Origin of the sequence: Streptomyces sp. NPDC006733 (genome assembly GCF_040636125.1) — a bacterium.
Classification (GTDB): Bacteria; Actinomycetota; Actinomycetes; order Streptomycetales; family Streptomycetaceae; genus Actinacidiphila.
On record NZ_JBEYJD010000034.1, the window covers coordinates 35,011 to 61,786 of the forward strand.

Annotated in this window: 26 protein-coding genes; 14 read left to right on the forward strand and 12 right to left on the reverse strand. The window is 72.7% G+C overall.

From position 1 onward, the window contains the following. Positions 1-3 precede the first annotated feature (3 nt). Complete coding sequence (locus tag ABZ721_RS27540) at positions 4-1,770, reverse strand: biotin carboxylase N-terminal domain-containing protein (RefSeq protein WP_358791410.1); 1,767 nt, start codon at positions 1,768-1,770, stop codon at positions 4-6. 371 nt (positions 1,771-2,141) lie between these two features. Between ABZ721_RS27540 and ABZ721_RS27545 the strand changes: the two genes are divergently transcribed. After that, positions 2,142-2,603 (forward strand): hypothetical protein, encoded by a 462-nt coding sequence (locus ABZ721_RS27545; RefSeq protein ID WP_358791411.1) that lies wholly within the window; start codon positions 2,142-2,144, stop codon positions 2,601-2,603. Between the two features lie 44 nt (positions 2,604-2,647). Here the strand turns inward: ABZ721_RS27545 and ABZ721_RS27550 are convergent, their stop codons facing one another. The 4 genes from ABZ721_RS27550 to ABZ721_RS27565 form a co-directional block, all read right to left on the reverse strand. After that, on the reverse strand, positions 2,648-3,250 hold the full coding sequence (locus ABZ721_RS27550) for a nucleoside triphosphate pyrophosphatase (protein ID WP_358791412.1): 603 nt from the start codon (positions 3,248-3,250) through the stop codon (positions 2,648-2,650). A gap of 51 nt (positions 3,251-3,301) precedes the next feature. Continuing rightward, positions 3,302-3,439, reverse strand: coding sequence for a hypothetical protein (locus ABZ721_RS27555; protein WP_358791413.1), 138 nt, complete (start codon positions 3,437-3,439; stop codon positions 3,302-3,304). A gap of 134 nt (positions 3,440-3,573) precedes the next feature. Further along, on the reverse strand, positions 3,574-3,777 hold the full coding sequence (locus ABZ721_RS27560) for an acyl-CoA carboxylase subunit epsilon (protein ID WP_358791475.1): 204 nt from the start codon (positions 3,775-3,777) through the stop codon (positions 3,574-3,576). 46 nt (positions 3,778-3,823) lie between these two features. After that, a complete protein-coding gene (locus tag ABZ721_RS27565) occupies positions 3,824-5,413 on the reverse strand; it encodes an acyl-CoA carboxylase subunit beta (RefSeq protein WP_358791414.1) in 1,590 nt (529 codons plus the stop codon). 147 nt (positions 5,414-5,560) lie between these two features. Here ABZ721_RS27565 and ABZ721_RS27570 point away from each other — a divergent pair, with 147 nt between their 5' ends. The 5 genes from ABZ721_RS27570 to hutH all read left to right on the forward strand — a co-directional run bounded on the left by ABZ721_RS27570 (position 5,561) and on the right by hutH (position 11,636). Continuing rightward, a complete protein-coding gene (locus ABZ721_RS27570) occupies positions 5,561-6,400 on the forward strand; it encodes a biotin--[acetyl-CoA-carboxylase] ligase (protein ID WP_358791415.1) in 840 nt (279 codons plus the stop codon). Positions 6,401-6,558: 158 nt separating this feature from the next. Then, complete coding sequence (locus ABZ721_RS27575; protein WP_358791416.1) at positions 6,559-7,680, forward strand: adenylate/guanylate cyclase domain-containing protein; 1,122 nt, start codon at positions 6,559-6,561, stop codon at positions 7,678-7,680. 211 nt (positions 7,681-7,891) lie between these two features. Then, a complete protein-coding gene (locus ABZ721_RS27580) occupies positions 7,892-8,695 on the forward strand; it encodes an enoyl-CoA hydratase-related protein (protein ID WP_358791417.1) in 804 nt (267 codons plus the stop codon). A gap of 107 nt (positions 8,696-8,802) precedes the next feature. Beyond that, positions 8,803-9,957 carry a sensor domain-containing diguanylate cyclase gene (locus tag ABZ721_RS27585; protein ID WP_358791418.1) on the forward strand — a complete coding sequence of 385 codons (1,155 nt, stop codon included), beginning with the start codon at positions 8,803-8,805 and terminating at the stop codon, positions 9,955-9,957. 119 nt (positions 9,958-10,076) lie between these two features. Next, entirely contained in the window at positions 10,077-11,636 is a 1,560-nt protein-coding gene (gene hutH / locus ABZ721_RS27590; protein ID WP_358791419.1) for a histidine ammonia-lyase, read from the forward strand. 170 nt (positions 11,637-11,806) lie between these two features. On the opposite strand, the gene ABZ721_RS27595 is transcribed toward hutH, so the two are convergent. After that, complete coding sequence (locus tag ABZ721_RS27595; RefSeq protein ID WP_358791420.1) at positions 11,807-12,019, reverse strand: hypothetical protein; 213 nt, start codon at positions 12,017-12,019, stop codon at positions 11,807-11,809. Between the two features lie 101 nt (positions 12,020-12,120). Here ABZ721_RS27595 and ABZ721_RS27600 point away from each other — a divergent pair, with 101 nt between their 5' ends. Both ABZ721_RS27600 and ABZ721_RS27605 read left to right on the forward strand, forming a co-directional pair. Continuing rightward, the gene (locus tag ABZ721_RS27600; protein WP_358791421.1) at positions 12,121-12,489 is read left to right on the forward strand and encodes a hypothetical protein; all 369 of its coding nucleotides are present in this window, start codon (positions 12,121-12,123) and stop codon (positions 12,487-12,489) included. Positions 12,490-12,807: 318 nt separating this feature from the next. Next, the gene (locus tag ABZ721_RS27605) at positions 12,808-14,043 is read left to right on the forward strand and encodes an Ig-like domain-containing protein (RefSeq protein ID WP_358791476.1); all 1,236 of its coding nucleotides are present in this window, start codon (positions 12,808-12,810) and stop codon (positions 14,041-14,043) included. Between the two features lie 133 nt (positions 14,044-14,176). On the opposite strand, the gene ABZ721_RS27610 is transcribed toward ABZ721_RS27605, so the two are convergent. Continuing rightward, positions 14,177-15,346, reverse strand: a complete 1,170-nt coding sequence (locus tag ABZ721_RS27610; protein WP_358791422.1) for an ROK family transcriptional regulator — start codon at positions 15,344-15,346, stop codon at positions 14,177-14,179. A 72-nt stretch (positions 15,347-15,418) separates the two neighbouring features. Further along, positions 15,419-16,822 (reverse strand): xylulokinase, encoded by a 1,404-nt coding sequence (xylB, locus tag ABZ721_RS27615; protein WP_358791423.1) that lies wholly within the window; start codon positions 16,820-16,822, stop codon positions 15,419-15,421. A 77-nt stretch (positions 16,823-16,899) separates the two neighbouring features. On the opposite strand from xylB, the gene xylA reads away from it, so the two are divergent. The 3 genes from xylA (at position 16,900) to ABZ721_RS27630 (ending at position 20,527) form a co-directional block, all read left to right on the forward strand. Continuing rightward, positions 16,900-18,081 (forward strand): xylose isomerase, encoded by a 1,182-nt coding sequence (gene xylA / locus ABZ721_RS27620; protein WP_358791424.1) that lies wholly within the window; start codon positions 16,900-16,902, stop codon positions 18,079-18,081. Between the two features lie 282 nt (positions 18,082-18,363). Continuing rightward, positions 18,364-19,809, forward strand: coding sequence for an ABC transporter permease (locus tag ABZ721_RS27625; RefSeq protein ID WP_358791425.1), 1,446 nt, complete (start codon positions 18,364-18,366; stop codon positions 19,807-19,809). A 31-nt stretch (positions 19,810-19,840) separates the two neighbouring features. Beyond that, on the forward strand, positions 19,841-20,527 hold the full coding sequence (locus tag ABZ721_RS27630) for an ABC transporter ATP-binding protein (protein WP_358791426.1): 687 nt from the start codon (positions 19,841-19,843) through the stop codon (positions 20,525-20,527). A gap of 51 nt (positions 20,528-20,578) precedes the next feature. Here ABZ721_RS27630 and msrA read toward each other — a convergent pair whose 3' ends face one another. Further along, the gene (msrA, locus tag ABZ721_RS27635) at positions 20,579-21,274 is read right to left on the reverse strand and encodes a peptide-methionine (S)-S-oxide reductase MsrA (RefSeq protein ID WP_358791427.1); all 696 of its coding nucleotides are present in this window, start codon (positions 21,272-21,274) and stop codon (positions 20,579-20,581) included. 188 nt (positions 21,275-21,462) lie between these two features. On the opposite strand from msrA, the gene ABZ721_RS27640 reads away from it, so the two are divergent. Beyond that, on the forward strand, positions 21,463-22,626 hold the full coding sequence (locus ABZ721_RS27640; protein WP_358791428.1) for a cystathionine gamma-synthase: 1,164 nt from the start codon (positions 21,463-21,465) through the stop codon (positions 22,624-22,626). Positions 22,627-22,658: 32 nt separating this feature from the next. On the opposite strand, the gene ABZ721_RS27645 is transcribed toward ABZ721_RS27640, so the two are convergent. From ABZ721_RS27645 to ABZ721_RS27655, 3 genes are all read right to left on the reverse strand, one after another. Further along, the gene (locus tag ABZ721_RS27645) at positions 22,659-22,907 is read right to left on the reverse strand and encodes a hypothetical protein (protein ID WP_358791429.1); all 249 of its coding nucleotides are present in this window, start codon (positions 22,905-22,907) and stop codon (positions 22,659-22,661) included. Further along, a complete protein-coding gene (locus ABZ721_RS27650) occupies positions 22,904-23,485 on the reverse strand; it encodes a sigma factor-like helix-turn-helix DNA-binding protein (protein ID WP_358791430.1) in 582 nt (193 codons plus the stop codon). Before ABZ721_RS27650 ends, ABZ721_RS27645 begins: the two co-directional genes overlap by 4 nt. 184 nt (positions 23,486-23,669) lie before the next feature. Next, positions 23,670-24,191, reverse strand: a complete 522-nt coding sequence (locus tag ABZ721_RS27655; RefSeq protein WP_358791431.1) for a MarR family transcriptional regulator — start codon at positions 24,189-24,191, stop codon at positions 23,670-23,672. Positions 24,192-24,323: 132 nt separating this feature from the next. On the opposite strand from ABZ721_RS27655, the gene ilvA reads away from it, so the two are divergent. Beyond that, positions 24,324-25,550, forward strand: coding sequence for a threonine ammonia-lyase (gene ilvA, locus ABZ721_RS27660; protein ID WP_358791432.1), 1,227 nt, complete (start codon positions 24,324-24,326; stop codon positions 25,548-25,550). Between the two features lie 220 nt (positions 25,551-25,770). Beyond that, entirely contained in the window at positions 25,771-26,739 is a 969-nt protein-coding gene (locus ABZ721_RS27665) for an ATP-binding cassette domain-containing protein (RefSeq protein WP_358791433.1), read from the forward strand. Positions 26,740-26,776 lie beyond the last annotated feature (37 nt).

Genomic DNA, 26,776 nt, shown 5'->3' on the forward strand with positions numbered 1-26,776 from the left:
GGATCAGTCCTTGATCTCGCAGATCAGCGCGCCCGAGGTGACCGAGGAGCCGACCTCGGCCGTCAGGCCCTTGATGGTGCCGGAGCGGTGCGCGTTGAGCGGCTGCTCCATCTTCATGGCCTCCAGGACGACGACGAGGTCGCCCTCGTTGACCTCCTGGCCCTCCTCGACCGCGACCTTGACGATGGTGCCCTGCATCGGGGATGCCAGGGAGTCGCCGGAAGCGGCCGAGCCGGCCTTCTTGGTGCTGGCGCGGCGCGGCGCTTTCTTGTTCAGGCCGACCGGCATGGACGCGACACCGAGCGACGCCGGGAGGGAGACCTCCAGGCGCTTGCCGCCGACCTCGACGACCACCGTCTCGCGGGCCGGGGCCTCGTCGTCCTCGCCACCGACCGGCGCGAACGCCGTGATGGTGTTCTCGAACTCCGTCTCGATCCACCGGGTGTGGACGGTGAACGGCTCGGCCGATCCGCCCAGCTCGGGGGCGAACGCCGGGTCGGTCACGACCGCGCGGTGGAACGGGATGGCCGTGGCCATGCCCTCGACGCGGAACTCCGCCAGCGCACGGGCCGCACGCTGCAGCGCCTGCTGCCGGGTCGCCCCGGTCACGATCAGCTTGGCGAGCAGCGAGTCCCACGCCGGGCCGATGACCGAGCCGGACTCGACGCCCGCGTCCAGCCGGACGCCGGGGCCCGACGGGGGCTGGAACGAGGTGACGGTGCCGGGAGCGGGCAGGAAGCCGCGACCCGGGTCCTCGCCGTTGATACGGAACTCGATCGAGTGACCCCGCAGCACCGGGTCGCCGTAGCCGAGCTCCTCGCCGTCGGCGATCCGGAACATCTCCCGGACCAGGTCGATGCCGGAGACCTCCTCGGTGACCGGGTGCTCGACCTGCAGACGCGTGTTGACCTCCAGGAAGGAGATCGTGCCGTCCACGGCCACCAGGAACTCCACGGTGCCCGCGCCGACGTAGCCGGCCTCCTTGAGGATGGCCTTGGACGCCCGGTACAGCTCGGCGTTCTGCTCCTCGGTCAGGAACGGCGCCGGAGCCTCCTCCACCAGCTTCTGGTGGCGGCGCTGCAGCGAGCAGTCACGGGTGGAGACGACCACGACGTTGCCGTGGGTGTCGGCCAGGCACTGCGTCTCGACGTGGCGCGGCCGGTCCAGGTACCGCTCGACGAAGCACTCGCCGCGCCCGAAGGCGGCGACGGCCTCGCGGACCGCGGAGTCGAACAGCTCCGGGACCTCCTCGATGGTGCGCGCGACCTTCAGGCCGCGCCCGCCACCGCCGAAGGCGGCCTTGATGGCGATCGGCAGCCCGTGCTGCCGGGCGAACTCGACGACCTCGTCGGGGCCCGAGACCGGGTCCGGGGTGCCCGCGACGAGCGGGGCACCCGCACGCTGGGCGATGTGACGGGCCGCCACCTTGTCGCCGAGATCGCGGATCGCCTGCGGCGGCGGCCCGATCCAGGTCAGCCCGGCGTCCAGCACCGCCTGGGCGAACTCGGCGTTCTCGGACAGGAATCCGTACCCGGGGTGGATCGCGTCCGCCCCCGATTCGGCGGCGGCGGCAAGCACCTTGGCGTAGTCCAGATAGCTGGTCCCGGGCGTGTCACCGCCCAACGCGTAGGCCTCGTCGGCCGCGCGGACATGCAGCGCGTCCCGATCCGGGTCTGCGTAGATGGCTACGCTGGCGATCCCGGCATCCCGGCAGGCGCGGGCGACGCGGACTGCAATTTCACCGCGGTTGGCGATGAGCACCTTGCGCACGATGGCTCCCTCCTTGAAACAAGCCGAGTTTAGTTACTGACGACACTTCATGCCGAGTCACCCCTACAGGTGAGCTTGCCCACACGGAGGGTGATTCGAGCGCCGGTCGAGCGTCCGAGTGCCTGCAAAATCCACGGTACGACCCCATTCGTCCGGGTGCTGCAGGGCCCTCGGTGTGGCCCATGTCTCTCTGTGTGACCAAGGCCAGGATGGCGGATCCTTTGTGGGTTCTCCACGAATAGGGGGTGGAATCTTTGCTGGTCCGCCACCCCGAAAGGGTGGCGGGGTCGGGGACCTTGCCGCGCGGACTACCCGTTAGTAGCCTTCGCGGTGCGTGATACCCGGGGTAACGGTTGCAGGTTGAAGGGGGCATGGTGCGCAGAGGTCTGGCCGCGACCACGGCTGTAGTGCTCGTCCTGGAGGCGCTCGTCATGGCCTTCGTCCATGTGGTGCTCGGCCTCGTCGTGCGCAACCAGAGCATGTCCCTCGCCGGGCTGGACTCCGACGCCATGGCCGTCGGGACCTTCGTCGGCGGCGCGCTGTTCGCCCTCTTCCTCATCGGCTGTGCCCTCGTCCCCGCGCGAGTAGCGCTCCGTGGCCGCCCGCCAGGCCGGTTCGGGCAGATCCTGCTCATCGTGTGCGCCGTCCTGCACGGCCTGCTGGGCGCACTGGTGGTCGGCCTCGTCGGCTGGGCCGCCTTCGGCTTCATGATGCTGGTCATGGCGCTCGTCGTCGGCACCCTCGTGCTCTTCCCGGACACCGAGGACGGCGCCGGCGCCCCCGCGGGCAACGGCGGCGAGGTCCCGCCGCCCACGGCTCCCGCCGCAGCCTAGGTCGTCAGGCGGGCGGAGGGCCGGTCGCCGGGCGGCGGCGCGGCCTACTCCGTCCAGAGGTCGGTGATCCGCACGTCCAGGTCGGCCAGCAGCCGCCGCAGCGTCGGCAGCGAGAGCCCGATGACGTTGCCCGCGTCCCCGTCGATCCCGTCGACGAACGCCGCCGAGCGGCCGTCCAGGGTGAAGGCGCCCGCCACGTACAGCGGCTCGCCGCTCGCGACGTAGGCGGCGATCTCCGCGTCGTCCGGCGTGCCGAAGCGCACGGTCGTCGACGCGGTCACCGAGACCTGCTTGCCGATGGCCGTGTCGATGACGCAGTGCCCGGTCCGCAGCACGCCGGACCGGCCGCGCATCGCCGTCCACCGGGCGGTGGCCTCGGCGGCGTCCGCCGGCTTGCCCAGCGCCTCGCCGTCCAGCTCCAGGACCGAGTCGCAGCCGACCACCAGCTCACCGCCGGTCAGGTCCGCCGCGACCGCCGCCGCCTTCGCCTCGGCCAGCACCCTCGCCAGCTCCGCCGGGTTCGCGGCCGTGATCGCGTCCTCGTCGACGCCGCTCACCACGACCCGGGGATCGAGTCCGGCCTGCCGCAGCAGGGCGAGACGGGCGGGGGAGGCGGAGGCCAGGACCAGGGCGCGGCGGGAGCTCATGCGGGCCATCGTAATTCGGGCCGCCGCCCGCCCGGGCGCGGGCATGGGCGGTCAGCTGTGCCAGCCGACCAGGAGCATCAGCAGCGGGACGGTCACCGCGATGACGATCATCGCGCGCCGCAGCATCGCCTGCACCTGCCGCATGTCCTCCGGCGGTTCGTCGCGCCGGTCGCGGTCCGACCACAACATGTCTTCCAGGTTGCGCCCGGGAAAAGGCCCGCGCCTGAGTACGCGTACTCAGGCGCGGGCCGGGCGGTGACTATTTCCCCGGTGGGATCCCTCGGTCACCCAGCGGGATCCCTCGGCTTCTCCGGCGGGATCCCTCAGCGCGGCCAGTAGGACGTGCGCCAGGCACCGGGACCCGGGCCGGGGACGGGGCGCGGCACGTTGTGGGCCGGGGCGGCCCACTCGTCCGTCCGCTGCGGGCCGTCGGCGCTGCCCGCCGTCGCGGCGGCCCGCGCCTGGACCAGTGCCACGACGGCGGCAAGCTCCTCAGGGGTCGGATTTCCCCGCTCTACCTTGATCACCACGGGACGGCTCCTTCAGCGGTCGGGGGCGGCTGCGGACGGTCGGCTACAGGGGGATGTTGCCGTGCTTCTTCGGCGGCAGGCTCTCGCGCTTGTTGCGCAGCGTCCGCAGCGCCTTGACGAGGTGCGCCCGCGTCTCGGACGGCATGATCACCGCGTCGACGTAACCGCGCTCGGCGGCCACGTACGGGTTCAGCAGCGTGTCCTCGTAGTCGGTGATCAGCTGCTGGCGCAGCTCCTCGACTGCCTCCGGCGTCTTCGCCTCGGCCAGCGTGCGGCGGTGCAGGATGTTGACCGCGCCCTGCGCGCCCATGACCGCGATCTGCGCGGTCGGCCACGCCAGGTTCAGGTCCGCGCCCAGGTGCTTGGAGCCCATGACGTCGTAGGCGCCGCCGTACGCCTTGCGGGTGATGACGGTGATCAGCGGGACCGTCGCCTCCGCGTAGGCGTAGATCAGCTTCGCGCCGCGCCGGATGATGCCGTTCCACTCCTGGTCGGTGCCGGGCAGGAAGCCCGGCACGTCCACGAAGGTCACGACCGGGATGTTGAAGCTGTCGCAGGTGCGGACGAAGCGGGCGGCCTTCTCGGACGCGTCGATGTCCAGGCAGCCGGCGAACTGCATCGGCTGGTTGGCGATGATGCCGACCGGCCGGCCCTCGATCCGGCCCAGGCCCGCGATGATGTTCGGCGCGAAGAGCGCCTGGGTCTCCAGGAACTCGCCGTCGTCCAGCACGTGTTCGATGACCTTGTGCATGTCGTACGGCTGGTTCGCGGAGTCCGGGATCAGGGTGTCGAGGTCGAGGTCCTCGGCGCTGGTCTCCAGGTCGGCCTCGACCGGGTAGGCCGGGGCCTCGGCCAGGTTGTTGGACGGCAGGTACGACAGCAGCGCCTTGACGTACTCGATGGCGTCCTTCTCGTCACCCGCCATGTGGTGCGCGTTGCCGGACGTCGTGTTGTGGGTCCGGGCGCCGCCCAGCTCCTCCATGCCGACGTCCTCGCCGGTGACGGTCTTGATGACGTCCGGCCCGGTGATGAACATGTGCGAGGTCTGGTCGACCATCACCACGAAGTCCGTGATGGCCGGCGAGTACACCGCGCCGCCCGCGCACGGGCCCACGATCAGCGAGATCTGCGGGATCACCCCGGAGGCGTGGGTGTTGCGGCGGAAGATCTCGCCGTACATGCCCAGCGAGGCCACACCCTCCTGGATGCGGGCGCCGCCGGAGTCGTTGATGCCGATGATCGGGCAGCCGTTCTTCATCGCCCAGTCCATGACCTTGACGATCTTCTCGCCGTAGACCTCGCCCAGGGCGCCGCCGAAGACGGTGAAGTCCTGCGAGAAGACGGCCACCGGGCGGCCCTCGACCGTGCCGTACCCCGTGACGACGCCGTCGCCGTAGGGGCGGGTCTTCTCCAGGCCGAAGTTGGTGGAGCGGTGGCGGGCGAGTTCGTCCAGCTCGACGAACGACTCCTCGTCGAGGAGGAGTTCGATCCGCTCGCGGGCGGTCAGCTTGCCCTTGGCATGCTGCTTCTCCACCGCGCGCTCGGAGCCGGCGTGCGTCGCCTCTTCGATACGGCGGCGCAGATCCGCGAGCTTGCCCGCGGTGGTGTGGATGTCGTGCTCCGGCTCGGCCATGGAGGCGGCTCTCCTGCTCTCGTGGGTCCTGTCGGGTCCTACTTGACTGGCGAGTAACGCTGTTTCGTAGCGTAACGGCGCGACTGGTTCTCGAGCAGTGCGGCGTTGGACACACTCCGCTCACGGCTCTTCTCCTAATCTGGACGGATGACGACTCCCAACCGCTGGTCCGACCTGGAGCGCCCCCCTCTCGGCGAGGCCGCCCTGCGGCGCGCGGTCATCGCGCCGGACAGCCCCTGGACGTCCCTCGACGTCGTCGAGGCCACCGGCTCCACCAACAGCGACCTGGTGGAGCGTGCCGAGGCGGGCGCCCCCGAGGGCGCCGTGCTCGTCGCGGAGGAGCAGACCGCGGGACGCGGCCGGCTCGACCGCCAGTGGTCGGCGCCGCCGCGCTCCGGCCTCTTCCTCTCCGTGCTGCTGCGGCCGGCCGGCGTGCCGGTGGAGCGCTGGGGCTGGCTGCCGCTGCTCGCCGGGGTGGCCACCGCCACCGCGCTGTCGCGGACGGCCGGCGTCGACACGGCACTCAAATGGCCCAACGACCTGCTGGTGACCATCGACGGCGAGGAGCGCAAGACGGGCGGCATCCTCGCCGAGCGGACGGGTGCCACCGGGGTCGTCATCGGCATCGGCATCAACGTGTCGCTGCGCGCCGACGAGCTGCCGGTCCCCGCCGCGGGCTCGCTCGCCCTGGCCGGCGCCAAGAGCACCGACCGGGACCCGCTGCTCCGCGCCGTGCTGCGCTCCCTCGCCGACTGGTACACCGAGTGGCGCGCGGCGGGCGGCGACCCGGCCGCGTCCCGCCTCCAGCAGACGTACGCGGCCGGCTGCGCGACGCTCGGCCGCGAGGTCCGCGCCGAGCTGCCCGGCGGCCGTGAGCTGGTCGGCACGGCGGTCGGCGTGGACGACGACGGCCGGCTGATGCTCGCCACCGCCGACGGCGAGCAGGCGGTCGGCGCGGGCGACGTCGTACACGTCCGCCGCGCGTAGGGCCGGCGTCCGCCGCGTCCGCCGCCTCCGCGGGAAGGTGGATACGGGCAGGTGACGTGAGCTACGGCACACCTGCCGTATCGTTGGGGCGGCGCGTCGGCTTGATGATCGGAAGGGCTCGGACGGGCATTGCGCAGGGATCTGACAGGGGGCGGAGGGTGAGCGTGGACGACGCGGACCTTCCCCCGCACGCGACGGATCAGGGCACCGGTCAGGGCACCGGCCCGGAGCCGGACGGGGGCGACCCCGCGGCCGACTCGACCGACCCCGCGGAACATCCGCTGGCGCTGCGCCTGGAGCACCTCATCCTCGGCGCCGGCCGCCAGTACACGCCGTTCCAGGCGGCCCGCACGGCCGGCGTCTCCATGGACCTCGCCTCCCGCTTCTGGCGCGCCATGGGCTTCGCCGACATCGGCCAGGCGAAGGCCCTCACCGAAGCGGACGTGCTGGCGCTGCGGCGCCTCGCCGGGCTCGTCGAGGCCGGGCTGCTGAGCGAGTCGATGGCGATCCAGGTCGCCCGCTCCACCGGCCAGACCACCGCCCGGCTCGCCGACTGGCAGACCGACTCCTTCCTCGAAGGGCTCACCGAGCCGCCCGAGCCCGGCATGACGCGGGCCGAGGTCGCCTACCCGCTGGTCGAGCTGCTCCTGCCGGAGCTGGAGGAGTTCCTCATCTACGTCTGGCGGCGCCAGCTGGCCGCCGCCACCAGCCGCGTCGTGCAGTCCGACGACGAGGAGGCCGTCGACCGGCGGCTCGCCGTGGGCTTCGCCGACCTCGTCGGCTTCACCCGGCTCACCCGGCGGCTGGAGGAGGAGGAGCTCGGCGAGCTCGTCGAGGCCTTCGAGACCACGGCCGCCGACCAGGTCGCCGCGTACGGGGGCCGCCTGATCAAGACGCTCGGCGACGAGGTGCTGTACGTCGCCGACGACCCCGGCACCGCCGCCGAGATCAGCCTGCGGCTGATCGAGACGATGACCAATGACGAGTCCATGCCCGCGCTGCGCGTGGGGATGGCCTTCGGGACGGTGACGACGCGGATGGGCGACGTCTTCGGCACGACGGTGAACCTCGCGAGCCGGCTGACGTCCATAGCGCCACGGGATGCCGTCCTCGTCGACGGCGACTTCGCGCAGGCGCTCGGCGAGGCGGGCGACGCCCCCGTCTCCGAGGTCGACGCCTCCGCGGACGACAAGTACCGCTTCGCCCTGCAGCCGATGTGGCGCCGCCCGGTCCGCGGCCTGGGCGTGGTCGAGCCCTGGCTCCTGACCCGCCGCGGCTGACCCGAGGGAGACCTGCGGGAGCCGTCGCCGGCTGCCGCCGCGGAGCGCCTGACGCGCCGCGGCCCGCCGCAGGGGGCAACGCCCCGCGGCCCGCCGGACCCGAGCCGCCGCAGGCTGCCCGCGCAGCGGACCCCGCCCCGCGCAGCGAACCCGTGCGGCCGGGCCGCTACCCCTCTGCCGCGCGGCAGGCGGGACTGGCATGATCCGGGGCATGACGGAGTCTGAAGTGCGGTTCGGGGAATGGGTCGCGGTGCGGCGGCACGGTGCGCGGGTCGCGGAGCTGGTGCTGGACCGGCCCAAGGCGATGAACGCCATCTCGACGGAGATGGCGGCGAGCGTGACGGCGGCGTGTGCGGCGCTCGCCGCCGACCGGACGGTCAGCGCCGTGGTGCTGACCTCCACCCACGAGCGGGCGTTCTGCGTCGGCGCGGACCTGAAGGAGCGCAACTCCTTCACCGACGCCGACCTCGGCAGGCAGCGCCCGCACACCCGTGCCGCGTACACGTCGGTGCTGGAGCTGCCGATGCCGTCGATCGCCGCGGTGCACGGCTTCGCGCTCGGCGGCGGCTTCGAGCTGGCGCTGTCCTGCGACGTGATCGTGGCGGACCCCACGGCGGTGGTGGGGCTGCCCGAGGTCTCGGTCGGCGTCATCCCCGGCGGCGGCGGCACCCAGCTGCTGCCCCGCAGGGTCGGCGCGGCCCGGGCCGCCGAGCTGATCTTCACGGCCCGCCGGGTGCCGGCCGAGGAGGCCCGCGAGCTGGGGCTCGTCGACATCCTGGCCGCCGCGGGCGAGGACCGCGCGGACGCGCTGGCCCTCGCGGAGCGCATGGCCGCGAACTCGCCGGTGGGCCTGCGGGCCGCGAAGCGGGCGCTGCGGCTGGGGCACGGGCTGGACCTGCGGACCGGGCTGGACGTCGAGGACGCGGCCTGGCGGACGGTCGCGTTCTCCGGGGACCGGGCCGAGGGCGTGGCGGCGTTCAACGAGAAGCGGACGCCGGAGTGGCCCGGGGAGTGACCCCGGCGGGGCACCGCGTCGCGCCGGACGGCTGACGACAGACGGGAAATAGGTCGAAGGAGTAGTCAAACAGCCCCAAGGCAGACATTTGTTCTTAACCTGGTGGGATGGGTGACGGGACGGCCGATCGACGGCTGCGAGCGGTCGTGGAGTTGGCGCAGGCGATGGCGGCCGCTTCGGACCCGGCCGAGGCGGTGCGGGCGGCCGCCGCCAAGGCGCGCTGCGCGATGGGCGGGTCGTTCGCGGCGCTGTCGACGTGGGAACGGGGATCGGGCCAGCTCAGGGTGCTCGTCAACGACGGCGACCTGGCACCGGGTGAGGAGTCGGAACCGCAGGACGAGACGTACCCGGTGAACGACTTCCCGGAGATCGTCGAGTTCCTGCACGGGAAGTGGGCCGGCGGCGGCGAGCCGCACGCCTGGGTCGAGACGGCGGACGGCGTGCCGCAGGGGCCGGGCGCGTACTGCCACCAGCGGGTCGCCGCCCTGCGGCGGCGCGGGCGCGGCTGCTGCGTCGTCGCGCCGATCGTGCTGCACGGGCGCGCCTGGGGCGAGCTGTACGTGGCGCGGGGTGCGGGCGAGCCGGTCTTCGACCGGGCGGACGCGGACTTCGCGACGGTGCTGGCCTCCGTGATCGCGGCGGGGATCTCGCAGACCGAACGGCTCGCCGAGGTCCAGCGGCTGGCCTTCACCGACCCGCTGACCGGGCTCGGCAACCGGCGGGCGGTCGACGTCCGGCTCGACGAGGCGCTGGAGCTGCACCGGGTGTCGGGGACGGTGGTCAGCCTGGTCGTGTGCGACCTGAACGGGCTGAAGAAGGTGAACGACCGGCTCGGCCACGCGGTCGGGGACCAGCTGCTCGAACGTTTCGGCTCCGTCCTGTCGCTGTGCGGCGCGCTGCTGCCGGGCAGCCTGGCGGCCCGGCTCGGCGGCGACGAGTTCTGCATCGTCGCGGCCGGGCAGAGCGCGGACGAGGTGGTGGACGCGGCGGACGAGCTGTGCCGGCGGGCCGCGGAGCTGGAGGTGGGCGAGGGCGTCGCGTGCGGGGTCGCCTCGACGGGCGACCCGATCGGGCCCGTGCGCACCGCCCGCCGGCTCTTCCGGCTCGCGGACGCCGCCCAGTACCGGGCGAAGGCGCTGCGCTCGGCCACGCCGGTCGTCGCGGGCCGCGGCGGCCCGGACGACCCCGTCGTCCGCCTCGCGGACCAGCCGCCCGCGCCCGAGGGGGAGCGGCGGCGGATCCGCGGCGGGCACCGGTCCTGACGCATCGGTGCGTGGCCGGGCTGTGCCCGGCCGCGAGCCGTCGTGGGGGAGGGCCCGCGAAGATCGCCTGCGAAGGTAAGGAGTGACAGGCGGCGATTCACTCTCTAGGGTGCGTGAATATGAATATGCATAACGTGGTCATCGGCGCCGACGGCGCGAGCGCGGACGACGTCCTGGCCGTGGCTCGCGGCGGCGCGAAGGTGGAACTGTCGCAGCAGGCGCTGGCCGGGATCGCCGCGTCGCGGCAGGTCATCGAGGCGCTGGCGGCCAAGCCCGAGCCCGTCTACGGCGTGTCCACGGGCTTCGGCGCGCTCGCCGTCCGCCACATCAGCCCCGAGCTGCGCGCGCAGCTGCAGCGCTCCCTGGTGCGCTCGCACGCCGCCGGGATGGGCCCGAGCGTCGAGCGCGAGGTCGTGCGCGGCCTGATGTTCCTGCGGCTGAAGACGCTCGCGTCCGGCCGCACCGGCGTGCGTCCGGTCGTCGCCGAGACGATGGCCGCGATCCTGAACGCCGGGATCACCCCCGTCGTGCACGAGTACGGCTCGCTCGGCTGCTCCGGCGACCTCGCGCCCCTGGCCCACTGCGCTCAGGTGCTGATGGGCGAAGGCGTGGCGGAGGGCCCTGACGGAACGATTCGCCCGGCCGGCGAGCTGCTCGCCGAGGCCGGCATCGAGCCGGTGGAGCTGCGCGAGAAGGAGGGCCTGGCCCTCATCAACGGCACCGACGGCATGCTCGGCATGCTCGTGATGGCGTGCGCGGACCTCGACCGGCTCTTCACCGCCGCCGACATCACCGCCGCGCTGTCGCTGGAGGCGCTGCTCGGCACCGAGCGCGTGCTGGCGCCCGAGCTGCACGCCATCCGCCCGCACCCGGGCCAGGCCGCGAGCGCCGAGAACATGCGCCGCGTGCTGGAGGGCTCCGGCTTCACCGGCCATCACCAGGACGACGCCCCGCGCGTGCAGGACGCCTACTCGATCCGCTGCGCCCCGCAGGTCGCGGGCGCCGGCCGGGACACCCTGGCGCACGCCCGGCTGGTGGCCGACCGCGAGCTGATCTCCGCGGTCGACAACCCCGTGGTGTTGCCCGACGGCCGCGTGGAGTCGAACGGCAACTTCCACGGCGCGCCCGTGGCGTACGTCCTGGACTTCCTGGCGATCGCCGCCGCCGACCTCGGCTCCATCGCCGAGCGGCGCACCGACCGGCTGCTCGACAAGTCGCGCTCGCACGGGCTGCCGGCGTTCCTGGCCGACGACCCGGGCGTGGACTCGGGCCTGATGATCGCTCAGTACACGCAGGCCGCGCTGGTCAGCGAGATGAAGCGGCTGGCGGTGCCGGCCTCCGTGGACTCCATCCCGTCGTCCGCGATGCAGGAGGACCACGTCTCGATGGGCTGGTCCGCGGCCCGCAAGCTGCGCACCGCGGTCGACAACCTCGCGCGGATCATCGCGGTCGAGCTGTTCGCCGCGACCCGCGCCATCGAGATGCGCGAGAAGCTCACCGAGGGCGGCCTGCGGCCCGCCCCGGCGACGCGGGCGATCGTGGCGGCGGTCCGCGAGGCGGGCATCGACGGCGTCGGCCCGGACCGCTTCCTGTCGCCCGACCTGGAGGCCGCGTACGCGTTCGTCCGGGCCGGAAAGCTCAACGAGGCGGCCGAGTCGGTGACGGGGCCGCTGGCCTGACGGCCGATCAGTGGTGGGCCGCCGGGCCGACTGCTGAGCGTGACGACGGCGAGGGACGCGCACCCGCGGGGTGCGCGTCCCTCGCCGTCTGTCCCACGGTCCGGAGTGCCCCGGGCGGGCGGGGCGGCAGGCGTCGGCAGGGACGCCCGAGCGATGGCCGAAGGAGGCCGCTACGGGGTGGTGTCCACGGTGCCGTTGTCCGCGAGATGGAGCGTCCCGGTTCCCGACGTCGTCGGTCCTGTCGCTGCCGCGGGCGCCTTGACCTGCGCAGCGGGGACGGGATCCGGGCTGGCGGTGGCGGACGGCACGAAATAGAGCGCTGCCAGGACGGACGCCGCGGCGGCGGCGACGAACGGGCGTGGAGAGGCCAGAGGCGAGGTCAACGGATCCCCCATTGGGTGCGGCGACTTGACCGTAGACGCCGATGTTAGTGACCTGGTGTGCCTGGTGGGAAGCCGGCGCTCCGGCGTTTACGCTCCGTCGCATGAGCACTACTGAGATTCCCCGTGGCGAGACCGGCCCGCGCTATGTACGACTCCAGGTCGAGCTCGTTCTGGAGGTCACCGGCGAGCAGGAGGTGACCGCCGCCGCGCTGGAGCACATCGCCTCCGACGCGGAGATGCCCGCCGAGGAGCGGACGCACGCCGAGGCGGCCGTGAAGCAGGACGAGTCCGAGGCGCTGGCCTACCTGATCGACCCGTTCGACCTGGTCACGTCGGTCCCCGGGATCGAACTCGTGCAGGCCTCGTGGTCCTGTGCGCACACCGAGTACGACCCCGAGTCCGACGAGTGGGACATGTACGACGACGATGACGCAGCCGAGGAGGACGCCGAGGACGCCCCCAGCGTCTGATCATGGTCTGACCTGCACATCTCCCCGACCCCGGGCCGTTCGCGGCCCGGGGTCCCGCACGTGGGCCTCGACACACTTTCCGGACAAACGGAACCCAACCCTGGCTCTGCGTGTTCCTCTGGGTATGGATGAGGCTCGTTTCCGGATCCATCTCGTCCGGATCCGTGGCCCGCGGGGACGCGGGTGGGGAACGGGCGCCCACAGGCATTGGAGATTTGTGTGAAGTCGCCCGACACCGGCACCGGCACCGCCCTCGAGCCAGCTCACGGCACGAGGCCCGACCAGCGGGCGCGCTCGCGGCGCAGGCGGCGGACCGGCCTGTCGGCCGCCGCCGCCGTGCTGGCCGGGGCGGTCGCGCTCACGGCGTGCGGTGGCGGTGGCGGTGGCGGGTCCGACAAGGGCGGCGCCGCGACGGACAAGGGCAAGACGCAGGCGGACGTCGACGCGGCGGCCGCCAAGGACGCCTCGGACGCGAAGATCGTCATCACCCCGAAGACGGGCACCACCAACGCGAGCATCGCCAGCGGCACCAAGGTCGCGGTGACCGAGGGCAAGCTCACCGCGGTCGCCATGACCGAGGTCGTGAGCGGCGAGGCCGTCAAGGGCGCGATAGCCGCCGACGGCCTGAGCTGGAAGCCGGCCGCGAATCTCGACCGCGGCAAGAAGTACAAGCTCGCGGCCACCGCGCAGGACGCGAAGGGCCGCACCGTCACCGAGACCTCCAGCTTCGGCACGGTCTCCGCGGGCAACAGCTTCATCGGCTACTTCACGCCGGAGGACGGCTCCACGGTCGGCGTCGGCATGCCGGTGTCGATCAAGTTCGACAAGGCCGTCACCAACAAGAAGGCCGTCGAGTCCGCGATCAAGGTGGCCTCCAGCAGCGGCCAGACGGTCGTCGGCCACTGGTTCGACTCGACACGGCTGGACTTCCGCCCCCAGGAGTACTGGAAGGCGGGCTCGAACGTCACCGTCAAGCTGAAGCTCGACGGGGTCGAGGGCTCCTCCGGCGTCTACGGCGTCCAGAACAAGGACGTCAACTTCACCGTCGGCCGCTCCCAGGTCTCGACGGTCGACGCGAACACCAAGACGATGACGGTCGTCCGCGACGGCAAGACGATCAAGACCATCCCGATCTCCGCCGGCTCGGCCGAGAACCCGACCTACAACGGTCAGATGGTGATCTCCGAGAAGTACACGCAGACGCGCATGAGCGGCGACTCGGTCGGCTTCGCGGGCGAGTACGACATCCCGGACGTCCCGCACGCCATGCGGCTGAGCACGTCCGGCACGTTCATCCACGGCAACTACTGGGGCAACAAGTCGATCTTCGGCTCGGCCAACACCAGCCACGGCTGCATCGGCATCAGCGACGCGAAGGGCGCCAAGGACCCGGACACGCTGGGAGCCTGGTTCTACGACAACTCGCTGATCGGCGACGTGGTCGTCATGAAGAACTCCCCGGACAAGACGGTGAAGCCGGACAACGGCCTCAACGGCTGGAACATGACGTGGAGCGCGTGGAGCGCGGGCTCCGCACTCGGCGCCACGTCCTGACGTCCTGAACCGGTGGCCCTGAACCGGTGGCCCTGCGAGACCGGCCCGCAGGCCGGTCTCGCAGGGCCCTCCGGCTTGCAGACCCCCGCCCGTAGTGGCCTCCGGCTCGTAGGGCCCGCCGGCTGCGTCGGGCCTACCGGCTGGTCCACTCCGAGGGGTCGTCCAGGACCGCGCGGATCGCGCTGTAGGCGGCGCCCAGCAGGACGCCGTCCCGGCCCAGGCGGGACTCGACCACCAGCGCGCTGCCGCCCGTGACCCGCTCGCCCAGCTCCCGCCGTACGCCCGGCAGCAGCCACGGCGCCAGCTCGGAGAGCGGGCCGCCGAGGACGATAGCCTGCGGGTCGAGCAGGTTCACGGCGCCGCTCAGCGCGATGCCGAGCGCCCGGCCGGCGGCCTCCAGGGCCGCCAGCGCGGGCGCGTCCTCGTCCGCGGCGGCCGTGCGCAGCGCCTTCAGGCGCCCCGGCAGCTCCGGGGCGATGCCCGCGGCCCGCAGCACCGCCTCCTCGCCCGCGTACTGCTCCAGGCAGCCGCGCGCCCCGCACGAGCAGAGGGGGCCGTCCGGGTAGACCGGGACGTGCCCGAGCTCGCCCGCGAAGCCGCGCGCGCCGCGGAAGAGGCCGCCGTTGACGACCAGGGCCGCACCGATGCCGATCTCCGCCGAGACGTGGATGAAGTCGGTCAGGGGCGCCTTGGCGGCGGCCGGCGCCGCGCCGCCGCCGAGCCACAGCTCCGCCAGCGCGCCCAGGTTCGCCTCGTTCTCGACGGTCAGCGACGTGTGCTCGTCCTGCCAGCCGAGGTTCGGCGCCCGCAGCACCGTGTGCTGGTCCCGGCCCACCAGGCCGGGGACGGCGACGGTCAGCCCGGCCGGCCGCAGCCCCAGCGCCACCGCCTCCTCCGTGACCTGCCGGACGAGACCCTCCAGCTCGCCGAGCGTCTGCCCGGCCGCCCGGCCGCGGTTGCGGGCCTCCACCGTCGCCCGCGCCCGCACGGTGCCGCGCAGGTCCACCACGCAGGCCGCGAGGTGGTCGACGCCCACCTCGGCGCCGATCCCGGCCGGGCCGCGCGCGCTGAGCGCGAGGGCGGTGCCGGGACGGCCCACCGTGCCGGGGCGCTGCGCGCCCAGCTCCGTGACCAGCCCCGCCGCGATGAGGTCGTCGACGAGCGTGGAGACCGTGGCCCGCGTCAGGCCGACCTCGGCGGCCACGGCGGCGCGCGACAGGTGGTCGCCGGAGGCGACGGCGTGCAGGACCGCCGACAGGTTGCGGCGGCGCAGGGCGGCCTGCGGGCCGGTTCCGTTGGCCACGGGGCTCCGTTCGTGTGGGGTCGGGGGCCGGGCCCTCCGTCGGGGCGGGACCCGGTGGCTTCCGGCGCCGGGTCAGGCCGTGGCGTCCAGTGCCGCCGCCAGGCCGGCCAGCGCCGCTTCGTCGCGTTCGATCGGATCGTAGACCGGTCCTGCCGCGGTGCCCCAGCGGGTGGCGATCGCGGCGGGGGATTCGCCGGTGAGCAGGGAGGCCGCCTGGGCCGCGGCGCCGAGGGCGACGAGGTCGTCGGCGTCGGGGATCTGGACCGCCCGGCCGGAGAGCCGGCGGACGGTCTGCCGCCAGGCGGTGCCGCGGGCGCCGCCGCCGATGAGGAGCAGCGGCTCGTCGGAGGGGCGGCCGTCGACCGCCAGGACCAGGTCCAGGGCGGCGAGGAGGGTGTACGTGGCGCCGTCGTAGGCGGCCTGGAGGATCTGGCCGGCGGTGGTGTCGTGGCGCAGGCCGCTGAGGGTGCCGGAGGCGTGCGGGAGGTTGGGGGTGCGCTCGCCGTCGAGGAACGGCAGGAGGGTGACCGCCGTGTTGGGTTCGACTGCTTCCCGGGTGATGCTCAGCAGCTGGGCGACCTTGTCCACAGCCTGTGTGCAGTTCAGGGTGCAGGCGAGCGGCAGCCAGCCGCCGTGCGCGCCCGCGAAGCCGGCGACCGTGCCCGTCGGGTCGGCGGGGCGGTTGACCGACGGGGTGTAGACCGTTCCCGACGTGCCGAGGCTGAGGGCGGCGCGGCCGGGTGCCAGGCCGAGGCCCAGCGCGGCCGCGGCGTTGTCGCCGGTGCCGGAGGCGACCGGGATGCCGGCCGGGAGGGGCAGGCCGGGGAGCGTCGTGCCGGCCGCCTCTCCCGGGGCCAGCACGCGGGGGAGGAGCGCCGGGTCGAGGTCGACGGCGGTCAGGACGTCGTCGTCGTAGGTCTCGGTGTCCGAGGCCCACCAGCCGGTGCCCGAGGCGTCGCCGCGGTCCGTGACCGCCTGGCCCGTCAGCCGTTCGGTGAGGAAGTCGTGCGGCAGCCGCACGCGGGCGGTCGCGGCGGCGACGGCCGGGTCGTTCTCGCGCAGCCAGGCCCATTTCGCGACGGTGAAGGCGGCGCCGGGCACCGAGCCGAAGCGGTCGGCCCAGTGCTTCGCGCCGAAGCGCGTGACGAGCGCCTCCGCGTGCGGCGCCGACCGCACGTCGTTCCACAGGATGGCCGGGCGCAGCACCGCGCCCGCCCCGTCGAGGGTGACCAGCCCGTGCTGCTGCCCGCCGACGGAGATGGCGCCGGGCGCCTCCGCCACCTGCGCCCGCAGCTCGGCGAGGGTGCCGGTCAGGGCCTGCCACCACACTTCGGGGTGTGTTTCCCGTCTCCCGCCCCCGCTGACCGCGTGCGGCGCCCGGGCCCGTGCGACCACCTCGCCGGTGTCCACCCGCACCGCCAGCGCCTTCGTGGACTGGGTGGAGCTGTCCACCCCGATCACGACCGTTGCATCCATTGGACGACCCTCTCTCTTCCCATCGCGGCTTCCGCATACTAATTTGTTCAACGGTCTTACGAATAGGAGCAGGCGCCATGAATCTCACCCCGAACCTCACCCCCGGCCCCGAGCACAAGTTCACCTTCGGCCTCTGGACGGTCGGCTGGCAGGGCCGCGACCCGTTCGGCGACGCCACCCGCCCAGCCCTCGACCCGGTCGAGTCCGTCACCCGCCTCGCCGAGCTGGGCGCGTACGGCGTGACGTTCCACGACGACGACCTCATCCCGTTCGGCGCCACCGAGGTCGAGCGCGAGACGCACATCAAGCGCTTCCGGCAGGCCCTGGACGCGACCGGCCTGGTGGTGCCGATGGCCACCACCAACCTCTTCACGCACCCGGTCTTCAAGGACGGCGCCTTCACGTCCAACGACCGCGACGTCCGCCGGTACGCGCTGCGCAAGACGGTGCGCAACATCGACCTCGCCGTCGAGCTCGGCGCGCAGGTCTACGTCGCCTGGGGCGGCCGGGAGGGCGCGGAGTCCGGGGCGGCGAAGGACGTACGCGTCGCGCTGGACCGCATGAAGGAGGCCTTCGACCTGCTCGGCCAGTACGTGCTGGACCAGGGGTACGACCTGCGGTTCGCCGTGGAGCCCAAGCCGAACGAGCCGCGCGGCGACATCCTGCTGCCGACCGTCGGCCACGCGCTCGCCTTCATCAACGAGCTGGAGCACCCGGAGCTGGTCGGGGTGAACCCCGAGACCGGCCACGAGCAGATGGCCGGGCTCAACTTCACGCACGGCATCGCGCAGGCGCTGTGGCACAAGAAGCTCTTCCACATCGACCTCAACGGCCAGACCGGCATCAAGTACGACCAGGACCTGCGCTTCGGCGCGGGCAACCTGCGCGACGCGTTCTGGCTCGTCGACCTGCTGGAGACCGCCGGCTACGAAGGGCCCCGGCACTTCGACTTCAAGCCGCCGCGCACCGAGGACTTCGACGGCGTCTGGGCGTCGGCCGAGGGCTGCATGCGCAACTACCTGCTGCTCAAGGAGCGCGCCGCCGCGTTCCGCGCCGACCCCGTCGTCCAGGAGGCGCTCCGGGCGTCCCGGCTCGACGAGCTGGCGCAGTCGACGCTGGGCGAGGGCGAGTCGCTCACCGACCTGCTCGCGGACCGGTCGGCGTTCGAGGACTTCGACGTCGAGGCGGCGGCGGTCAGGGGCATGGCGTTCGAGCAGCTCGACCAGCTGGCGATGGACCACCTGCTGGGCGCCCGCTGACGGACACCTGTCCGGCCCGGCGCCCGCTGACGACTGGCACCCTGCTCGGAATCTGGCTCGGAATCCGCTGACACCTGGCCCCTGGCCCCTCTCCCGTCTCCTCCCACCCGACGAGCGCCGGTTTCTCATCCGGCTCTCAGCTCCACCTCACCCGTTCATCACCGCTGGTTCCTACCGTGGCGGCGCAGCGGGAGCGCGGGGCGGTCACCGACCGACCCGCCCTCCCGCCGTCCCCATTCATCCCCCCGCATCCCGGCAGGGGTGGCAACGGCGAGGAATCGCATGTTCTTCACATATCTCAGGCGCGAACTGCGACGCCGCAGAAAAGCCGCACTGGTCATCGCGCTGGGTCTGGCCCTGGGCATCGGGCTGGTCATCACCGTCAACTCGGCCTCGGCGGGGATGCGGGTGGCGCAGGGGAAGGTCCTGCAGTCCCTCTACGGGCTGGGGACCGACATGACGGTCACCAAGGCCGTCGTGGCGCAGGGCAGCACCGGCGCCACCGAGCGCCCGAAGTTCACCTTCGGCGCCACCGACGGCTCCAAGGAGCAGAGCAGCGACCGGGTCATGGTGCAGGGCTTCCAGTCGCTGCCCACCTCGGTCGTCACCCAGGTCTCCGGGCAGAAGGGCGTGGCCGACGCGGTGGGCGGCCTGAGCCTGCGGGTGCTGAAGGTGAGCGGGCAGTTCGACCGGGGGCAGTTCAAGCAGGGCCAGACCACCGGCGGCGGGCGCGGCGGCGGTGGCGGCGCGCAGCCGCCGGGTGAGGTGCAGGGCGGCGGCGCGCAGTTCGACGTCAACAACTACTCGGTCTACGGCGTGGACGTCTCCAAGCCGGAGCTCGGCCCGCTGACCTCCTCGAAGATCACCTCGGGCACGTCCTTCACGAGCGCGCAGTCCGACACCGCCGTCGCCGTCCTCGACAGCTCCTACGCCAAGGAGAACAAGCTCGCGGTCGGTGGCACGCTCACCATCAAGGCCGTCAAGTACAAGGTCATCGGCATCGCGACGGCCGACAGCGGCGACTCCGCCGCCAACGTCTACATCCCGCTGACGCAGGCTCAGACGCTGGCCGGCGCCAAGGACAAGGTCACCACGGTCTACGTGAAGGCGACGGACTCGCAGCAGATCGACGGCGTCAAGTCCGCGATCCAGAAGAACGTCCCCGGCACGACGGTCACCACCTCCGCCGACCTCGCCTCGACGGTCTCCGGTTCCCTGTCCACCGCCTCCGACCTGGCGACCAACCTCGGCAAGTGGCTCTCCATCGCCGTGCTGATCGCCGCGTTCCTGGTCGCGGGGCTGCTCACCTCCTCCGCCGTCAGCCGGCGGGTGCGCGAGTTCGGCACGCTCAAGGCGCTCGGCTGGAAGAGCCGCCGCGTCACCGGTCAGGTGATGGGCGAGGCCCTGGTCAACGGCCTCATCGGCGGCGCCCTCGGTATCGCGCTCGGCCTCGGCGGCGCGTACCTGATCACGGCCATCAGCCCGACGCTCACGGCGTCGGTCGCCTCCTCCTCCGGTGGCGGGGGTGGCGGTGGCGGCTTCGGCGGCGGCCCCGGCCGGCAGGCCGCGACGAAGGCGCTCGACATCGCGCTGACCGCTCCCGTCAGCCTCGGCACCATCGCCCTGTCGGTCGGCCTCGCCGTCGCCGGCGGCCTCATCGCGGGCACCTTCGGCGGCTGGCGCGCCTCCCGGCTCCGCCCGGCGGACGCCCTGCGCCGCGTCGAATAGCCAACCGCCACCATCATCAAGGGAGTTGACCATGTACAAGCTGACCGGCGTCACCAAGCGCTACCGTCGCGCCAAGGACACCGTCGAGGCCCTGCGGGGTGTCGATCTCACCATCGAGGACGGCGACCAGCTCGTCATTCAGGGCCCCACCGGCGGCGGCAAGTCCACCCTGCTGCAGATGCTCGGCGCCCTCGACCGTCCGACCGAGGGCTCGGTGGAGTTCGACGGCGTCGACCTCGCCCGCCTCAGCGAGGCCAAGCTCACCACGATGCGCGCCGAGAACATCGGCTTCATCTTCCAGAGCTTCAACCTCATCCCGACGCTGACCGCCCAGGAGAACGTCGAAACGGCCCTGGTCCCGCTCGGCCACAAGCCCGCGGAACGCCGCCGGCTGGCGGTCGAGGCACTTCAGTCCGTCGGCCTGGAGGAGCGCCTGAACCACCTGCCGTCGGAACTCTCCGGCGGCCAGCAGCAGCGCGTCGCGATCGCCCGCGCGCTGGTGAAGAAGCCGAAGGTCCTCCTCGCCGACGAGCCCACCGGCAACCTCGACGAGGCGACCCGCGACGACATCATGGGCCTGCTCGAAGGTCTCTGGAAGGAGCACGGCCTGACCTTCATCCTGGTCACGCACGACTCCGCCATCGCCAAACGCGCCCCCCGCCTGGCCACCATCCGCAAGGGCCGCGTCACGGTCACCGAACGCGTCCCGGCCACGTAACGCCGCGTCGGGGCCGGGGGAAGCCCCCCGGCCCCGACGCCCACCGCCCGCTCACTCCCCGACGGGCGCGATCCCGGTCGGGCAGGAGCGGCCCCAGTTCGTCTCGGACGGGGAGTCCAGGTTCACGCCCGTGCCGCCGATGCCGCAGTAGCCGTCGGGGTTCTTGTCGAGGTACTGCTGGTGGTACGGCTCGGCCGGGTAGAAGGGGCCGGCCGGGAGGATCTCCGTGGTGATGTCGCCGTAGCCGGCCTTGGTGAGGACCTGCTGGTAGGCGTCGCGGGAGGCCTGGGCGCCGGTGAGCTGGTCCGGGGTGTGGGTGTAGACCGCGGAGCGGTACTGGGTGCCCGAGTCGTTGCCCTGGCGGTTGCCCTGGGTGGGGTTGTGGGACTCCCAGAAGACCTTCAGCAGCTCCGCGAAGGAGACCAGCGCGGGGTCGTAGACCACGCGGACGGCCTCGGTGTGCGCGGTCAGCCCGCTGCAGACCTCTTCGTACGTGGGGTTCGGGGTGTGGCCGCCCTGGTAGCCGACGAGCGTGGTCCACACGCCCGGCGTCTGCCAGAACTTGCGCTCGGCCCCCCAGAAACAGCCCATCCCGAAGTCCACGACGGCCAGATCGGCGGGGTACGGGCCGGTCAGCTGCTTGCCCAGCACGGTGTGCCGCGCGGGCACGTCGAATTCCGGCTCCGTACGGCCCTTGAGGGCCTCCTCGGCGGAGGGCAGGTGGTTCTTGTGGCGGTTCAGGAACATGGGGGTTACTCCTCCGGGATCGACTCGCTACCAGGGAACGTCCGAGCGGCCCGGGGGATTCCGTACGGGTTCATCCCGCCCGCCGGAGCGGCTTGCGGATCGCCTGCTCCCGGGTGGCGACGAAGTACTCCGCGGGATCCGCCTGGCAGCGCCAGGGGAAGGCGTCGATGGCGACTACGCTCGGGGGAATGAGCGACCACGACCAGCAGCACCAGAATTTTGAAACCCTCGCGATCCACGCCGGTCAGGCTGCCGATGCCCAGACCGGCGCCGTGGTGACGCCGATCTACCAGGTGTCGACGTACAAGCAGGACGGCGTGGGCGGGCTGCGCGGCGGCTATGAGTACAGCCGCTCCGCCAACCCGACCCGGTCCGCGCTGGAGGAGAACCTCGCGGCGCTGGAGGGCGGGCGGCGCGGGCTCGCGTTCGCGTCCGGGCTGGCGGCGGAGGACTGCCTGCTGCGCACCATCCTGTCGCCCGGCGATCACGTGGTGATCCCGAACGACGCGTACGGCGGCACGTTCCGCCTCTTCGCCAAGGTCGTCGAGCGCTGGGGTGTCCAGTGGTCGGTGGCCGACACGTCGGACCCGGCGGCCGTGCGGGCGCAGCTGAGGCCGAACACCAAGGCGATCTGGGTCGAGACCCCGTCGAACCCGCTGCTCGGGATCACGGACATCGCGGCGCTGGCGGAGATCGCCCGCAGCTCCGGCACCGGCGTGCGGCTGGTGGTGGACAACACGTTCGCGAGCCCGTACCTGCAGCAGCCGCTCGCGCTCGGCGCGGACGTCGTCCTGCACTCCACGACGAAGTACATGGGCGGGCACTCCGACGTCGTCGGCGGCGCGCTGGTGGCGGCCGACGCGGCGCTCGGCGAGGAGCTGGCCTACCACCAGAACGCGATGGGCGCGATCGCCGGCCCGTTCGACGCCTGGCTGGTGATGCGCGGCGTCAAGACGCTGGCGGTGCGCATGGACCGGCACAGCTCCAACGCCACCCGCATCGCGGAGATGCTGCAGTCGCACCCGAAGGTGTCGCGGGTGCTCTACCCGGGGCTGCCCGAGCACCCGGGGCACGAGATCGCGGCGAAGCAGATGAAGGCGTTCGGCGGCATGATCTCGTTCCAGGTGACCGGCGGCGAGGAGGCGGCCGTCGCGGTGTGCAACCGCGCGGGCCTGTTCACGCTGGGTGAGTCGCTGGGCGGCGTCGAGTCGCTGATCGAGCACCCGGGCCGGATGACGCACGCCTCGGTGGCGGGCTCCGCCCTGGAGGTCCCGTCGGACCTCGTCCGGCTCTCGGTCGGCATCGAGTCGGTCGACGACCTGCTCGCGGACCTGACGCAGGCGCTCGGCTAGCGGTCCATCGCCGGGGACACCTGGTGGCGCCGCTACCAGGTGTCCACCGGCGGCGTCGTGCCGAGCGGCTGCGGGTCGGGCCACCGCAGCACCGCGAGCACCACGCCCGCCACGATCGCCGCGAGCAGCAGCAGCCACAGCAGCCGGTGCAGGGCGCGCCGCCGCCGCAGGATGCGGCGGCCGCGCGCGGCGGCCCGCTCGGCCAGCTCGGCGGGGACGTACGGGTGCGGGGTGTCGAGGATCCGGCGGACCTCCTCCTCCTTGCGGTCCGGGGGCATCATGACGCCGCTCCCTGGATCTCGTCCGCGGGGGCCGGATCGCCGCCGGGCGGGGCCTGCGGGGGCTGCGGAAGGCTCCCCGTGGGGGTCTGCGGGGGCCTCGCGCGTGCCCGCTCCGCCGCCGCGCGGGCCTCGGCCACCGAGCGGGCGGGCGGCGGCGCGGGGCGGCTGCGCAGGGTGGCCGTGGCGCGGTTGCAGATGGACCGTACGCGCTCGACGGGCAGGCCCAGCTGCGCGGCGGCCTGCTCCTCGGCGACGCCCTCGAACAGCCGCAGGACGACCACCAGCCGCTCCTGGGCGGTGAGCCGGTCCAGCGCCCCGCCGCGCGGCCGGCGCCACCACGGCCGGTACGCGAAGCGCCGTACGAGCTCGGTGCGGGCCTGGTCGTACGGGTCGTCGGAGCGCATCCGGAACCAGTTCGCGTACGTGTGGGCGAGGACGTTCTCCAGCAGTTTCTCCGCGGCGGCCGGGTCGCCGGTGAGCAGGGTGGCGGCGTGCAGCAGCCGTCCCGCCGCTCCTGCGGTGAACGCCTGGAACTCGACGTCCCGTTGGTACTCCGCTGCCGCCCGGCGCGTGCCCACGCCGCCAGTGGACGCCCGACAGGCGCCTCAGGTCAAGAGTCCGGTCAGGTCAAGCGCCCGCCGGGCCGACAGCCCCGGCCGGCGGATCCGGTCGGCGGCCCCGGCCGGCAGCCCCCGCCAGGAGTGCAGGAGCCCAGGAGCCCAGGAGTCCCGGGCCCCGCCGGCACCGGCGCCCGCGTCCGGCCTACTCCTCCGACGGACCCGCCTGCACCGTCGTCGCGTGCCACTCCGACAGCGCCAGGTTGAAGCGACCCAGCAGGTCGCAGAACATCTCCCGCTCGTGCTCGCTCCAGCCCTCCGTCACCTGCGCCATCAGCTGCTTGCGCGAGGTGCGCACCTCTTCGAGCCGTCCGAGGCCGCGCGGCGAGAGGGCGAGCACGACGGCGCGGCCGTCCTCCGGGTGCGAGGTGCGCTTGACCAGGCCCGAGTCGACCAGCGGTGCGACCTGGCGGGTGACGGTGGAGGAGTCGATGCCCATGCCCTCCGCGAGCGCCTTCACGCCCATCGGGCCTTCGCGGTCGAGCCGGTTGAGCAGCAGGTACGCGGCCCGGTCCATGGAGTTGCGGGCCTTGCCCACGCCGCCGAGCCGGGTCTGTTCGGCGCGCCGGGCGAAGAGGGCAACCTGGTGCTGGAGTCGCTCGAAGAGTTCGGTGGAACCCTCCTCGTCGAGGGGGGCGGAGGAGGGCGTCTCCGATGGATTGGGCATGGCCGGAAGCTCGCGTTCTGTCGGTCTCGCGGAGGTTGGGAGAAGAGTACGCGGACCGGGTCACCATGAGACCCATCCCGCACAAACCAGGGTCCGGCGGTGATGCGGGGCGGGAGCTGGAAGACTGGGCGCATGGACAGAGCGGCGCCCGCAGTACACCACCCGATCACGCTCGACGACGTGCGCGGGGCGCACAAGATGCTCTCCGGGGTGGCCCGGGTGACCCCGATGGAGGGCAGCCGGTACCTGACGGGCCTGGTCGGCTCCCCGGTCCACCTCAAGTGCGAGAACCTGCAGCGCACGGGCTCGTTCAAGGTGCGTGGCGCGTATGTGCGCATCGCCGGCCTGTCGCAGGAGGAACGTTCCGCCGGTGTCGTCGCGGCGAGCGCCGGCAACCATGCGCAGGGGGTCGCGCTGGCCGCGTCGCTGCTCGGTGTGCGCTCCACGGTCTTCATGCCGGTGGGCGCACCGCTGCCGAAGATCGCGGCGACCCGCGACTACGGGGCGGAAGTGCGGATGCACGGACAGGTGGTGGACGAGACGCTGCGCGCCGCCAAGGCGTACGCGGAGGAGACCGGCGCGGTCTTCATCCACCCCTTCGACCACCCGGACATCATCGCGGGCCAGGGCACGGTGGGCCTGGAGATCCTGGAGCAGTGCCCCGAGGTGCGGACGATCCTCGTCGGCATCGGCGGCGGCGGCTTCGCCGCGGGGGTGGCGCTGGCGGTGAAGGCGCTGCGTCCCGACGTGAAGGTGATCGGCGTGCAGGCGGCGGGCGCGGCGGCGTACCCGCCCTCGCTGGCGGCCGGTGAGCCGGTGGCGCTGGGCTCGGTGGCGACGATGGCCGACGGGATCATGGTCGGCAGGCCGGGGGACATCCCCTTCAAAATCATTCGCGAACTGGTCGACGAAGTCCGTACGGTTTCCGAGGACGCCCTCTCCAGCGCGCTCCTGCTGTGCCTGGAGCGGGCCAAGATGGTCGTGGAGCCGGCCGGCGCGAGCCCGGTGGCGGCGCTGCTGTCGGATCCGGAGTCCTTCGAGGGCCCGGTGGTGGCGGTGCTGTCCGGCGGGAACGTGGACCCGCTGCTGATGCAGCGGATCCTGCGGCACGGCATGGCGGCGGCGGGCCGCTACCTGTCGCTGCGGCTGCGGGTGACGGACCGTCCGGGCGCGCTCGCGACGCTTCTGGCCGTGTTGTCAGAGGCGGACGCTAACGTCCTGGACGTGAGCCACGTACGGACCGATCCCCGGCTCGGGCTCACGGAGGCGGAGGTCGAGCTGCATCTGGAGACGAAGGGGCCGGAGCACTGCGAGGCGGTCGAGGCCGCGTTGCTGGGTGCTGGATACGTGGTCATCTGACGCCTGCTTCGAGCCGCTGCCCGAACGGTTCGGGGGCGGCGCCCGAAGATTCCGGGGGTCCTGGGCTTGACGCGATATATCGCATACGCCATGCTCGCGATGTGTCGCGTTTGGGCGCCCTGTGCACGGGCTCCGAACGTCGGCCATTCGGGTCGCGGACGGCCGCGAACCCCGCGATCATCGACACACGAAGACCTATCCCCGGATTGGGAGTAGTCACATGCCAGGCGCGATCTACGCCGAAGGTCTGGTCAAGACCTTCGGTGACGTACGGGCATTGGACGGAGTGGATTTCGACGTCCCGGAAGGCACGGTCCTGGGACTGCTGGGCCCGAACGGCGCCGGCAAGACCACTGCCGTAAGGGTGCTCACCACCCTGCTCAAGCCGGACAGCGGCAGTGCCGTGGTGGCCGGTATCGACGTGCTCAAGCACCCGAACGAAGTCCGCCACCACATTGGCCTGTCCGGCCAGTTCGCGGCGGTCGACGAGTACCTGACCGGCCGCGAGAACCTGCAGATGGTCGGCCAGCTCTACCAGATGAAGAGCCGCGACGCGAAGCTGCGGGCTGACGAGCTGCTGGAGCGCTTCAACCTCGCGGAGGCGGCCGACCGACCGGCCAAGACGTACTCCGGCGGCATGCGCCGCCGCCTGGACCTCGCCGCCGCGCTCGTCGTCAAGCCGCCCGTGATGTTCATGGACGAGCCGACGACCGGTCTGGACCCGCGCAACCGGCAGGTCATGTGGGAGGTCATCCAGGACCTGGTGGCCGGCGGGACGACGCTGCTGCTCACCACCCAGTACCTCGAAGAGGCCGACCAGCTCGCGCACGACATCTGCGTGATCGACCACGGCAAGGTCATCGCCCGCGGCACCTCCGACCAGCTCAAGGCGCAGACCGGCGGCGAGCGCGTCGAGGTCGTCGTCCACGAGCGGGACCGGCTCGCCGAGGCGCGGGAGGCCCTGCGCGGCTTCGGCAAGGGAGACACCAAGACCGAGGAGCACACCCGCCGGATCACCGTCCCGGTCGACGGCGGCGCCAAGCTGCTCGCCGAGGTCATCCGCGATCTCGACGCCCGCGGCATCGAGATCGACGACATCGGCCTGCGCCGTCCGACGCTGGACGATGTGTTCCTCTCGCTGACCGGCCACGAGGCCGAGGTCGCCGCACCGGAAGACGAGGTCAAGTGATGGCAACCACCGAAGCGACCGCCACGACCACGCTGGT